General features: G+C 43.8%; 9 protein-coding genes and 1 tRNA gene. 5 read left to right on the top strand and 5 right to left on the bottom strand.

Annotated features, from left to right (window positions below; all coding sequences use genetic code 11):
- Nucleotides 1–794: 794 nt before the first annotated feature.
- The 3 genes from GJB62_RS13240 (at nt 795) to GJB62_RS13230 (ending at nt 4634) form a co-directional block, all read left to right on the top strand.
- A complete protein-coding gene (locus GJB62_RS13240; protein WP_114081467.1) occupies nt 795–2189 on the top strand; it encodes an S-layer homology domain-containing protein in 1395 nt (464 codons plus the stop codon).
- A gap of 317 nt (nt 2190–2506) precedes the next feature.
- Nucleotides 2507–3577 (top strand): SGNH/GDSL hydrolase family protein, encoded by a 1071-nt coding sequence (locus GJB62_RS13235; RefSeq protein ID WP_114081468.1) that lies wholly within the window; start codon nt 2507–2509, stop codon nt 3575–3577.
- A 13-nt stretch (nt 3578–3590) separates the two neighbouring features.
- Nucleotides 3591–4634, top strand: coding sequence for a M20/M25/M40 family metallo-hydrolase (locus tag GJB62_RS13230; RefSeq protein WP_114081507.1), 1044 nt, complete (start codon nt 3591–3593; stop codon nt 4632–4634).
- A 128-nt stretch (nt 4635–4762) separates the two neighbouring features.
- Here GJB62_RS13230 and GJB62_RS13225 read toward each other — a convergent pair.
- Nucleotides 4763–4834 (bottom strand) — tRNA-Thr (locus GJB62_RS13225).
- 33 nt (nt 4835–4867) lie between these two features.
- Here GJB62_RS13225 and GJB62_RS13220 point away from each other — a divergent pair.
- On the top strand, nt 4868–5161 hold the full coding sequence (locus GJB62_RS13220; RefSeq protein WP_114081469.1) for a DUF3493 domain-containing protein: 294 nt from the start codon (nt 4868–4870) through the stop codon (nt 5159–5161).
- 346 nt (nt 5162–5507) lie between these two features.
- On the opposite strand, the gene GJB62_RS13215 is transcribed toward GJB62_RS13220, so the two are convergent.
- The gene (locus GJB62_RS13215) at nt 5508–7202 is read right to left on the bottom strand and encodes a DUF1565 domain-containing protein (RefSeq protein ID WP_114081470.1); all 1695 of its coding nucleotides are present in this window, start codon (nt 7200–7202) and stop codon (nt 5508–5510) included.
- 461 nt (nt 7203–7663) lie between these two features.
- Between GJB62_RS13215 and GJB62_RS13210 the strand changes: the two genes are divergently transcribed.
- On the top strand, nt 7664–8200 hold the full coding sequence (locus GJB62_RS13210) for an alpha/beta hydrolase (protein WP_114081471.1): 537 nt from the start codon (nt 7664–7666) through the stop codon (nt 8198–8200).
- On the opposite strand, the gene GJB62_RS13205 is transcribed toward GJB62_RS13210, so the two are convergent.
- From GJB62_RS13205 to infB, 3 genes are all read right to left on the bottom strand, one after another.
- Nucleotides 8197–8394: a hypothetical protein gene (locus tag GJB62_RS13205; RefSeq protein WP_012412012.1), complete on the bottom strand. Its 198-nt coding sequence runs from the start codon at nt 8392–8394 to the stop codon at nt 8197–8199. The two genes, GJB62_RS13210 and GJB62_RS13205, sit on opposite strands and share 4 nt — an antisense overlap.
- A 140-nt stretch (nt 8395–8534) precedes the next feature.
- Complete coding sequence (locus GJB62_RS13200) at nt 8535–9164, bottom strand: low-complexity tail membrane protein (protein WP_114081472.1); 630 nt, start codon at nt 9162–9164, stop codon at nt 8535–8537.
- A gap of 103 nt (nt 9165–9267) precedes the next feature.
- Nucleotides 9268–12441, bottom strand: coding sequence for a translation initiation factor IF-2 (infB, locus tag GJB62_RS13195; RefSeq protein WP_114081473.1), 3174 nt, complete (start codon nt 12439–12441; stop codon nt 9268–9270).
- Nucleotides 12442–12476: the final 35 nt, after the last annotated feature.

Genomic DNA, 12476 nt, shown 5'->3' with positions numbered 1-12476 from the left:
GAACACTGGCATTTTCTGGCTATTGCCTTATTCAGCTTACCATCGTCAGATGAATAATTTCCAGAATCGATTGTAAGCCAGTGTTAGCGAACTTTAATTGATTTCCCTCTTTGGGTGAGGCTAAGGGGGCTTTATTCCCAGTTTATCACTTTAGGTGTTGAGTGATCGCATTAAGTTCGTGCATCTGGAAGCAGATTAAAGCTTTTGGTAGCTAAAATGTTCTTTAGCAAGTTCCCAATCAGTTATCTGCTCTGGCAATTGAATATTTCGATAAATATCTCAAAAATGGATTCTCAATCTAGTAATCTTGCCATATTAATTTTGAGCAGCACTAAACTGCTGACTAAAAACTCCCTTAACCCGTCCTAATCTCTGTAAGCTTAGGTTCTCAAAATTATAAAACTCTTGTCTAGCAAGTATTTCAGATTTATTTCTGTTTTTTTCCCAAAAATGTTAGTTTGCCAGAATTTTTGGGAACTCTATAAATAAGCATGGGAATTATAAAAACCTAATGGCTGTAAAACGAAGACAATACGGTAGCTTTTGCTACCGTTTACTCATTTTTAGAGATATTAATAAAGACATTTACTAAGACAACGTGCTGAGTCGGTAGTGTCATTTGGTGATACTGAGAGGCAGGGAGCAGAAGAAGCCGGGGAGCAGGGGCAAGGGATAGGAGCAGAATAACTTTCCCCTCTGCTCCCTGCTCTCTTCCCCTCTGCCTCTTCTGCCCAATGCCCAATTAATGAACAGTCTGCGCTAGGGTAGGAATTGAAACTCATTTGTGATTTCCTGTGCTTCCCTGTAAACGTCCAGCTGTATTTCTAATTTGGGCTGTTCTACTGACTTCCTTAACAGCCTGTGCTAACAGTCCAGTTGCCAAAAACCTTGAAGAATCTTTGGCGGCAGATCCGAAGCTGCAAAGCAATCCAGTTGTCTTTGGAGAATCTCAGAGTAAGCAACCACAAGCACAGCCAAACGATTCAACAGTTCAGTTACCAGCTGATTTTCCCAAAGATATCCCCCTATATGCCAATGCCAAACTAGAGGAAGTTATACCTGCTAGCGGTTCAGAAAATAAAACCTCAACTCGTTGGTTGAGTTCTGACCCTAGCAACTTTATCGCTAGCTTTTATGGCAACCAGTTTAAAACAAATAACTGGCAGATTTTGCAACAACCAACAGATGATGCGGGAGGTACTTTTGAGGTACGTCGTAACGATTTACTGTTGAAGATTTCCATTCAGCCTAAATCAGTTACTAACGCTACACCCAATCAACCCCAAACCGCCACAGAATTACTGATTGATTACGTACCGAATAGTATTGCTACGGCACAAACTACCCCAAATACAAATTCTAACGAAACTACTAACGTCGTTCCTCAACCAGGAAATCCACAGTTCATTGGCCCAGTACCACCTGCAAACTTGGCAGCACAGCCACAAAGTACAGCTAATAACGAAACAACTCCTACAGCCACAGCCGAATCTCAAGAATTCAGCGATCTGAATAAAGTACCGCAAGAATGGCGGCAACACATCCAAGACTTAGCCGCATTAGGTGTTTTATCCCTAGAACCAAAGGCAACTAAGAGTAATTCTACTACCACAAATAACCAGTTTGAACCCGGTAAAATTGTTACACATCGGGAATATGCTCGTTGGCTAATTGCTGCTAACAATACTATGTATGCCAGCAATCCAGCTAAACAAATTCGCTTGGCATCAGAAAGCACTCAACCAATTTTTAGTGATGTTACCGCAAAAGACCCTGATTTTCCAGCAATTCAGGGATTAGCCGAAGCTGGGTTAATTCCTAGTCCTTTGTCCGGAGATTCCACAGCTGTTTTGTTTCGTCCTGATGCACCCCTAACGCGGGAACAATTACTGTTGTGGAAATTACCCCTAGATACTCGTCAAGCTTTACCTTCTGCTAACTTAGATACGGTTAAACAGACCTGGGGTTTCCAAGACTCAGCGCGAATTGACCCCAAGGCTTTAAGAGCAGTGCTGGCTGATTACCAAAATGGCGAACAATCGAATATTCGGCGGGTGTTTGGCTATACGACTCTGTTTCAGCCCAAAAAACCAGTAACTCGTGCTGAAGCTGCTATGACTTTGTGGTATTTCGGCAGTCAGAGTGAAGGTGTGTCGGCAACTGAAGCTTTGAAGCTAAAGCGAAGTTAAAGCGATGTCTACGAAGGGTTACGCCATTCTGTTGCGGTTAGTTTATCCGTAGCAGAAAAGTGGACAATGCCCAAGCTTTAGCATGGAAAATTTGCGATTTCTTTGTAATACACTGATTTTTTATCAAGAAAATGTAAATCTAAGTGTTTTCAGCGTTTTTACCTGTGTTTGATGAATTTTTGAGGCATAGTTAGGTAAAACAACGTAAATTAACTCAATATACGTACTTAGTTTGAATTAACTCAAAAAACAAATTGCCAGCGATCGCCTTTTCATTACTTTAAAACAAACTAAAAAATACCACAGGTAAAACAAATATGAAAAAACAAGCTGTAGCCGCAGGATTTGTTCTCTTATCTTTCATGTTACCGCTCAAGGCGAGTGCAGCGAGTTTTAGCAAATTTTACGTTTTTGGCGACAGCCTTTCTGATACTGGCAATGTCTTCGCTGCTACTGGTGGTTTAGTCGCTCCGACAACAGCTATTCCCCAAGACCCACCATACTTTCAAGGGCGTTTTTCTAATCAGCAGGTTTGGGTAGACTACCTTGGAGATCAGCTAGGATTAACACCCTCTCCATACATTACTTTAAATCCTAGTATTCCTAACCAAGGGGTTAACTTTGCTGTGGGCGGTGCTAGTTCTGGTCAAGGTAATGCTGTTGTTCCTAATGCACCCTTACCAGGAGTACTGGAACAAGTCGGCTTGTTGACGCAACAAGCTAATCAGAAGCTTGATCCAAATGCCCTCTATGCTGTGTGGGGAGGTGCAAATGATTATGTGTTTGGTCAAGCTACTAATACAACTCAAACAGTTCAGAATTTATCAAATGCAGTAGGGTTACTTGCCTCAGCTGGCGCAAAAAATATTTTAGTCTTTAACTTGCCTGATTTGGGTAAGATTCCATTGGCATTCGCTACAGGTTCATCTAGCAACTTGACTGCTTTGACAAATCAGCATAACCAGGAATTAACACAGGAACTAGGCAAATTTAGCAATAACTCTGGTCTGAATCTAATCTCTGTCGATGTGTTTTCCCTATTTAATCAAATACAAGCAAATCCAGGGACATTTGGGTTTCAAGATGTGACTACCCCTTGCGTAGTCGGGAATTTCCAGACAATCATCAGTGTATGCTCCCAACCAAACGATTATTTATTCTTTGACTCCGTGCATCCAACAACAGGCGTTCATAAGTTAGTTGCAGATGCAGCACTGGCGGCGATTGAGGCTAAGTCTGTTCCTGAACCTGCGATAAATTTGGGAATTTTAGCCCTTGGTGCTTTTGGTGCAGTAGGAGTGCTGAAGCGTCAACAAAAAAGATCGGTACTTGTGTCAACAGACTGGGTTGTTGATGCACAATTGTCTCATACAACAGTTGAAAATTAAACTAACTGTATTGATGTGGGATTACGATCGCTTATTTGAAATTATTGAAGAATTAGTTATGCACCATTCACCTAGTGGTGCAGAAGCTGAGATTAACCAATTGTTGATGCAACGATTTGCAGCGCTGGGTGTAGAAGTGTGGTGCGATCGCGCCGATAATATTATTGCCAAGATTCCAGGGAAAAATCCAGACCGAGCGATCGCAATCACCGCACATAAAGACGAAATTGGCGCAATTGTCAAGAGTCTCGGTGATGAAGGTCGTGTGGAAGTCCGTAAACTCGGTGGTTCTTTCCCGTGGGTTTACGGCGAAGGGGTTGTTGATTTATTGGGAGATCAGGAAACCATTAGCGGTATTCTCAGCTTTGGTTCCCGCCACGTTTCCCATGAATCTCCCCAAAAAGTCCAGCAGGAAGATACTACTGTTAAGTGGGAAAATGCCTGGATTGAAACGAAATGCACTGCGGTTGAATTAGAAGCAGCTGGCATTCGACCTGGAACTAAAATGGTAATCGGCAAGCATCGCAAGCATCCAATTAGGTTAAAGGATCATATTGCCAGTTACACCTTGGATAACAAAGCCTCTGTTGCGATTTTGCTAGCTTTAGCTGAAAACCTGAAACAGCCAGTTGTTGATGTTTATTTGGTAGCTTCAGCCAAAGAAGAAGTAGGAGCAATTGGAGCGCTATTTTTCACCCAAAATCAGCGTTTGGATGCGTTAATTGCTTTAGAAATTTGTCCATTATCTGAGGAATATCCTGTTAAAGATGGGGAAAGTCCTGTACTTTTATCTCAAGATGCTTATGGGATATATGATGAAGGGCTAAATGCACAACTACGCCAATGTGCCAAACAGTTGGATATGCCTGTGCAATTTACAATTTTGAGCGGGTTTGGTAGTGATGCTTCCATTGCCATGAAATTTGGTCATGTTGGGCGTGCTGCGTGTTTGGCGTTTCCTACCCAAAATACACATGGATATGAAATTGCTCATTTAGGAGCGATCGCTAACTGTATCGATTTGTTAAAATCTTTTTGTGAAACCGAGTTCGAGTAAAGGTTTAAAACTAATTTACTCGGTAAAATTAGAGTGCGTAGTTTGCCGCCGTAAGCATAGTTTTTACACCCCTTTGGCTAGAAGCTTAATTTATGTCAAACTTTAATATTGAGGAACATTTTCCCCAAAGCCGATGATGGGATTTGAACCCACGGCCTGCTGATTACGAATCAGCTGCTCTACCACTGAGCCACATCGGCGTACACAATCTAAGAGTATAACACGATTTAATCATGGTAGATCAAAATCTCAAAAATCGCCTGAACCCTGAACAGTATGCCAGCCTCAAAGCAGAAATAGCCGCTCCTTATCGCGGCTTACGACAATTTATCTACATCGCTTTTGGTGCTTCTGGCTCCATTGGCGCATTCGTGTTTTTTTTCCAAGTGCTTGCCGGACGGGATGTTGAGAGTGCTTTGCCTAGTTTAGCTCTCCAAGTAGGAATAGTTGCCCTAATGATCTTCCTTTGGCGTTGGGAACAGCGTCGGCAACAACGTCCCCAATCAGGCAAAAGTCCTAATTCTTGAAGAGAAAAATTTTAGCTGATGACTTTTTTACTGCTTTATTTATATATATCTTTATATTGATTAATGCTTTTATAAAGATTAAAATATAAACAGAGAAAAAATAAAAAAATTATTAGGAAATCCCAAAAAGTAAAAATTTCTGAGAAACTAGAAATCGTTGAAACGGGGTCAGCCATATATAAAGACCCTGACCATAAAACAAATCACATTCAAATGGGGTCAGTTATATTTAAAGACCCCAAATTTTATGTTTAAAAAACCCCAAAATTAATAAAAACTCGCAATATTGGAAGCGCCAGACTAATAATTTGTTAGTCTTGGCGCTTTCAATTTGCTAACTAGGCATTTACTGGGCTGTTACCAAATAGGATGAAGGAATTGGTTGGGCACGTCCAGCACTGACAAGTGCCTGGTAAACAAAGGCGGCAACTTCGGCTCTAGTCGCTTGACGATTAGGATTGAGTTGCTTCGCTGTGGGATAGTTGATTACTAGCTGCTGTGCAGTTGCAGCCGCAACAGAAGCGATCGCATAATTAGGAATCTGGGCAGCATCGGTATAAAAAGAAAGGACGTTCTGATTATTTGCAGTTAAGCCCAAACCATTAGCTAAAGAGACTAGCACCTGCACTCTGGGAATTTGCTGCTGTGGTTTAAAAGTACCATCAGGATAACCAGAAACAAATTGACTCTGGTAAGCAGATTGAATTGCAGCGTAAGCCCAGAAATTTGTTGCTACATCTTTAAACTTAATACCTGCGCGTTTGACTGGTGGTGTTAAAGCTTTAGTGACAATAGTGGCAAATTGAGCGCGGGTTACAGGTTCATTGGGTTTAAAGCTGCCATCAGGAAAGCCAGCAATAATATTTTGAGAAGCTAAAGCTTCGATGTAGGTTTTTGCCCAGTAATTTGCTGGCACATCTTTAAAGGCAACAGGCCCACCAGGCGGTACATCAACAGCTGCGGCAACAAAATCTACTGAGCCAAAAATCTTTTTCTGATCGATATCGTTGCCAACAGCGACAATTTTACTGGTTTTAGTGGCGTTGTTCACATCATAACGAGTGTTATTGCGGATAAGATTACCACCAGGATTTTCGTTGGTGCCAAGGTCAGGTAAAGCACTAACAGTTGCTACTACACCATCCCGCTTATTGTTCTGAATGACATTCTTACGCAATACGGGCTTGGCTGACTCTGAGATAAAAAGACCATCTTGATTTTCGACGATTTGGTTTTCCACAATTAGGGGTGTGGAAGTACCACCGATCGCTAGACCAAAACCAGTATCCTGAAATAAGTTACCCCGAATTTCTCCTTGAGCAGCTTTAGCAATTGAAATCCCATTGCCTTTGTTTTGGACAAAGATGTTACTTTCAATTTTAGGATTGCCTGTACCCGTGACAAAAACACCCTCTCTAACACTGTTAGTAAAAGTACTGTTTTTGATAGTGGGATTAGTTGATTCCACCCACACAGCCGTACCCCGGCTATTTGGGTTGGTAACGCTGACACCAGTAATAGTGGTATCTTGTTCGGCAAGGATGGTAATGTCTTGTCTAGCAAAGGTACGACTAGTGTAGAAACCTCCACCTGTAATTAATATTGCCTGACCTTTACTAGCTTCATCACCCCGCAGTGTCACTCCTGGTTTAAGCAACAATGGGAAGGTTTCGCCACTTTCCTGGTTATAGTTCCCAGGTGCTAATTGAATAACTGCACCTGCTTGGGCTTGACTGAGAGCGAAACTGATGCTTTTGTAAGGTGCAGCTGAGGTTGTACCAGCACTAGCACTGTCTACACCAGTTGCGGGATTAACATAAATTGCTGCGGCGGTTGTCGGAACTTGTGCTGTGAGAGTTGGGGCGATCGCTTTTGGGTGAGTCGCACCAGCATTAACCGCACCGGGTAGTAATATTGAACCGCAGTAAACAGCAAGCATTGCCGTTAGTCCGGCTCCCCCGCGTAAAGTATATCTGAGATGACTGCTAGAAAGAAGGCGAAAATTTTTCGCTATAGAAATGTGAAAACCCCGATATTTCATTTTTTCCGTCTGTGATGTGCTGAATTACGGTATGTCGAACAAGGTTGAAACTAGCAGTCTTGTAGCTGCTGTCAAACCCATGCAAAACTATACTGGATGATTAGCACTGATTCAGCTAATTTCCTTAGATACATCACAGAACTTATACATTAGTTATATTATTTTATTCAGAAAATTTTACTAGTACAAGACGGTGGAAGTTTGCCTATCTTTAACAAAGGGATTTTGCCTCTTGTTAAGCCCCAAATCTAGTTAATCCAGATGGTAGCTGGATTTTTGCCAATCTGTAGGCTTTCAGGATAAGGCAATGTCTATCGCTGTTTTGTCTAAGCGCTCATCCTGTCTTTGCTTCGATTACTGAATTCTTCTTCAATTTTTGGTATTTCCTAAAGCCAGATGCCGCAACTAATTCTACTGGAATATCATCACAGGAAAAGCAAATCTATTGGAAATTGGGAGAAATGCGTTTTAAATTTTTGGGGTTGCGTCGCACCTTGGTTTTACTAGGTAGTACCTGTCTTGTACTTTTGTCTATTCCTGCCTTTGCTGCGGAACGAGTAGTGTTGAACTATGGTATTTTCCGTGAATCACTTTCAGTAGCTGAACTATCCACCTTTGCCCAAACAGGTGAACTTTCACGTTCATTACGAGTTGATTTTGCTTTAGCACGACAAGATCCTAAAGCCATTCGTCAATATTTAACGGAGCCTGTGAAAGTAAACCTGGTATTTTTAGATAGAGTTCTGAACAGCCAGATTGGTAATATTATTTTGGATCAAATTAGTCAAGTTATTTATACACCGTCTCGCAGAGCAGATCGGCAGGCTTTGCGATCTGCTTTGGTACTTTCTGCAAGTCAAGATGGGCAGGTGTCGCTAATCGAAATTATTCAAAATTATCCCACTAATGAAGTGGAAGTTGATGGCAAACGCTTGGAGGGTGCATACCGTCAACTTCGTCGCTTGCAAACAAGCCTACAAGATTTACTCAATTTTTAGTAAGCTAAAGTTTCTAAAGTTTCCCTTAAATACCTTTGTACCTGCTGTTCCAAGCGAATTCCGTGTAATTGAGCATCACGTTCTAGTTGCCAGCGTTGAAAACCGGAACTAGTGGAGATCGCACATTTGAGGCTATACCAAATTTCAGTATCAGCAGAAAATTGGCGATCGCTAGAAGCTGGAATTTGAGCCATAGTTCCTCATTCCTTTATTTTTACTTGCAAGGTAATTGGGCATTGGGTATGGGGCATTGGGCATCGGTATCCCGATTTTTCTCTGCCCCTCTGCTTCCCTACTGCTTATTTTTAGCCTTTTAAAGTAAATAATATTACTTTCAGGGCTGTGATGAATCTGTATTAATCCTAAACAAGGATTGCAATAATCGGGGCACGATTTGATTAACCCGAACCCCTAAAATTGTGAAATCTTGCTTAATCTTTTCTAAAGATAATGGTTCTATGCCAGCGAATTCTGTCTCATTAATCACCAAAACTCGCATTACACTCACAGGTATTTGTAAAAATAGATTGCTGCCTAAAAAGGCTAATCCCGCAAGCACGAGTGCAAGGCTACGCCATTGTGGAAGGAATTTGGCTGAATCTGCTACTAATGGAGCAAATTGGTAAAGATGCCACAGCACCCAAATCGACAATACTGCTGCCACTAATGCCAGGATACGATTTAACTTTGTATTAATTAAACAGAGAATTTTTCGCTGCCGCTCAGTCAGATTTTCTGGCTTTAGGGCTATTCCTAAAAGAGCGAATATATAAAAAGGGCGACGTAACTGCATCCATAGCAGGGGGAGAATACCAATGGCGGCAACTAAAAATAGCTCCATCCAGACTGGCAAAAACGGCTCGCCTACAGACAAAAATATTAAGCAGAGTACTAAAAAAACAGGCAACGTCGCCAATCCAGCGACGTGAATCCACAAAATAGGTTCAGAGCGAAATGAATGCATAGTAAAAAGTTATGAGTTAAGAGTTAGGAGCTTGGAATTAGCAGTCTTTAACTTCTAACTCCTAATTTATTACTCCTAACTTCTAACCATTTTACCCTTAACACTATCTCGTTAAGGTGAGAGTGCGGCGCTTCGTAACCATCTGATAGGATTCGATGATGTCACCTTCAACCCAATCATTGAATTTATCCATACCGACACCGCATTCATAACCGGCGTTGACTTCACGGGCATCTTCTTTCATCCGTTTTAGGGAATCAAGAACACCTTCATAAATCACCTTACCGCCGCGTCGTACCCTGACTTTGCAGTTACGAACTAGCTTGCCAGATTGAACGTAGCAACCGGCAACAGCACCGCGACCGACTGGGAAGACGGCACGAACTTCGGTTTGACCCAAGGGTTCTTCCACCAACTCTGGTTCCAAAAGACCTTCCAAGGCATCTTGGATATCTTCTAGGAGTTTGTAGATGACGTTGTATTCCCGGACATCTACACCCGCTTCATCGGCGGCTTGTCTAGCGCCACTAGCGAAGGTGGTATTGAAACCAATGATTACAGCGTTACTGGCAGCTGCTAAGTCGATGTCTGTCTCGGTGATTTCCCCAGCAGTAGCCAAGAGCATCCGAATTTGGACTTCGTTTTGCGGGATTTGCTTGAGCGCTCCCACAATGGCTTCTACGGAACCTTGTACGTCTCCTTTCAAGATCAAGTTGAGTTCTTTCAACTCGCCTTCTTGTGCTTGAGCCGATAAGGTTGTGAGGGTAACACGTCCCTGTAACAGGCGGGATAGGCGTTGTCTGTCGGCGCGATCGCTAGCGAGGGCTCTGGCTTCTTTCTCATTCTGGAAGACCTCGAACTCGTCGCCTGCTGCTGGCACATCACTTAAACCCAACACCTCGACAGCAAAGGAAGGAGAAGCGATATCCACTCTCTTGCCTCTGTCATCCACCATCGCCCGGACTTTACCGAAGGCCGAGCCAGCTACTAAGATATCTCCCACATGCAGGGTACCATTCTGAATTAGCAGGGTAGCAACTGCTCCCTTGGCTTTATCCAGATGTGCTTCAATGACAGTTCCTTTGGCAGTACGATCTGGGTTGGCAGATAGTTCTCCAACTTCTGCTACCAAGAGAATCATTTCTAAGAGCGTATCCAGATTTTCACCTCTGATGGCGCTCACGGGAACCATGATTGTCTCACCACCCCAATCTTCTGCCGTCAGACCATACTGGGTTAGTTCTTGTTTCACCCGCTCTGGCTGTGCCCCTTCTTTATCAATTTTGTTGATTGCAACAACAATTGGCACTCCCGCAGCTTGAGCGTGACTAATGGCTTCAATGGTTTGGGGACGGACACCATCATCAGCAGCCACTACTAATACGGCAATGTCTGTTACCCTAGCTCCTCTAGCCCGCATAGCTGTAAAAGCTTCGTGACCAGGGGTATCCAGGAAGACTATCTGCTGTGGTTTGCCCTCATGTACTATATCTACATGGTATGCACCAATGTGCTGAGTGATACCGCCGGCTTCGCCAGCAGCCACTTTGGTTTTGCGGATTGAGTCGAGCAGGGTTGTTTTACCGTGGTCTACGTGACCCATAATTGTCACGACAGGCGGACGGCGATGAAGATATTCTTGGTCTTCTGCGCCGACCATTTCCGTAATTTTCCGAGCTTCTGCTTCTCGCTCGACGGTTTCGACTTCTATTTCTAGTTCTTTTCCTACCAGGGTAATTGTGGGAATGTCCAGATTTTGGGTGATACTCACCGCCATGCCTTTAAGGAACAGGATTTTGACAATCTCTGTATCGGCAACAGCTAAAACGTCGGACAGTTCTTGTACAGTTAACGGCCCTGTGATCGTCACCTTTTCGGGACGATCGCGCTTGGTATCAGCTTCTTGTTGGTGGCGACGGTTATTGTGATGGTCGCGGTTGGAACCAGACTTAGAACCAGGTTTTCTACTTCCTCTAGCAGTTGGAGCGCTAGCAAGGCTTGCACCCGGCATCTGTACAGGTCGAGTCGCTTTTGGTTTGGGAGGACGAGCGATGGAAAGGCTGACTTGGACGATTGCTGGTGAGTCGATATCGTCATCATCCAACAAATCTTCTTCAAATTCATCATCCAATATCGGCTTGATCCGCTTGCCTTTAACGCCAGCTTTAGCCTTCTCTTTAACTTCGTCGATTATTTCCTCTTCTACCCACTTTTTGCCGCCTTTGGTCGGGCGAGGCGGACTTGGGCGTTTCAAATCGAGGAGATCGGGTGTAACTGGCTCATCACCCAGTCCTTGAGATTTGCCCGCTATTCCTGACATTTGTCTGGGTGGAGTAGCGATCGGCATTGCGGCTGCTACTGATTCACCAGGACGCGCTGGTCTGGGTCTTTGCCCCTCTCCTAGTTGTGATGGTGCAGATGGTCGATTGCCTCTCTGCTCTGGTCTGGTGGGTGCAGGGGTAGGCCTGGCCTGTCTTTGTGGCGCAGATTGTGGAGACTGGTCAGTTGGCAGTTTAGCAACTCTGGGTTTAATTTGCTCGCGATCGCCTTCAACGGGACGTAGCCGTTGGTCGCGTTTGAGAATCGGTTTATCTGCTTGAGATACCGGCTCATCTGACACTTGGGCTACTTCTGCTTGGGCAACTTCTGCCGCCGGCCTTGCCGGAGGGGCAACTAATTGCGGTTTGATCGGTTTTTCCGATTTCGGTCTCGGTGGAACTACTTTTTCCGGTTTTTGGGATGCTACTTTTTCCGGTTCCTGACTTGGATTAGGTGTTTGTTCCAAGTCGGTGACAGGAGGTTGCTCTTGAGTCTCAGATTGAGTCCGGGGCACAGGTCGAGTTGGTGCCGCCGGCTTCATGGGTGAGGCTGGTGTAGCAAAAGGCCGTGGAGGTGAGGGAGGATTAGCTTCAGACAAGGCAGCTTGGGTATTGTTGGCAACTGACGCCTCTGGGGCGTTGGAGGTAGTATTTCTCAATATTTTGGGTTTGCGTATTTCCAAAATTTGCTGTTTGTGGGGTGCAGCAGGTCGGTTACGTCCGCCGTTTGGTGGTGAATTTGGCTTATGGCTGGTTGTACCTAGTTCCTTTTTGGCTGAAACATTCGTAGCTGCGAGCTTTTCTGCTGCCGTGCGGATGTTTTCTGCCTCGGATTCTGAAATCGTGCTGCTATGACTTTTGACCGCGATACTGAGCTGGTCGCAAATTGCTAGTAGCTCTTTGTTATCCAAATTCAATTCCTTTGATAATTCATAGATTCTAACTTTGCCGTTGGTCATCCACTCTTCCCCTTTAATTTACAGTTTTAGCGGAT

The organism is Nostoc sp. ATCC 53789 (assembly GCF_009873495.1).
GTDB lineage: Bacteria > Cyanobacteriota > Cyanobacteriia > Cyanobacteriales > Nostocaceae > Nostoc > Nostoc muscorum_A.
This window is presented reverse-complemented; position numbering and strand designations above follow the sequence as displayed.

Bases quoted from the DNA above. Each gene is read 5' to 3' on its own strand.
- GJB62_RS13210 (WP_114081471.1), top strand. From the start codon at position 7,664: ATGCGTTTTAAATTTTTGGGGTTGCGTCGCACCTTGGTTTTACTAGGT.
- infB (WP_114081473.1), bottom strand. From the start codon at position 12,441: ATGACCAACGGCAAAGTTAGAATCTATGAATTATCAAAGGAATTGAAT.
- GJB62_RS13235 (WP_114081468.1), top strand. From the start codon at position 2,507: ATGAAAAAACAAGCTGTAGCCGCAGGATTTGTTCTCTTATCTTTCATG.
- GJB62_RS13220 (WP_114081469.1), top strand. From the start codon at position 4,868: ATGGTAGATCAAAATCTCAAAAATCGCCTGAACCCTGAACAGTATGCC.
- GJB62_RS13205 (WP_012412012.1), bottom strand. From the start codon at position 8,394: ATGGCTCAAATTCCAGCTTCTAGCGATCGCCAATTTTCTGCTGATACT.
- GJB62_RS13215 (WP_114081470.1), bottom strand. From the start codon at position 7,202: ATGAAATATCGGGGTTTTCACATTTCTATAGCGAAAAATTTTCGCCTT.
- GJB62_RS13200 (WP_114081472.1), bottom strand. From the start codon at position 9,164: ATGCATTCATTTCGCTCTGAACCTATTTTGTGGATTCACGTCGCTGGA.
- GJB62_RS13230 (WP_114081507.1), top strand. From the start codon at position 3,591: ATGTGGGATTACGATCGCTTATTTGAAATTATTGAAGAATTAGTTATG.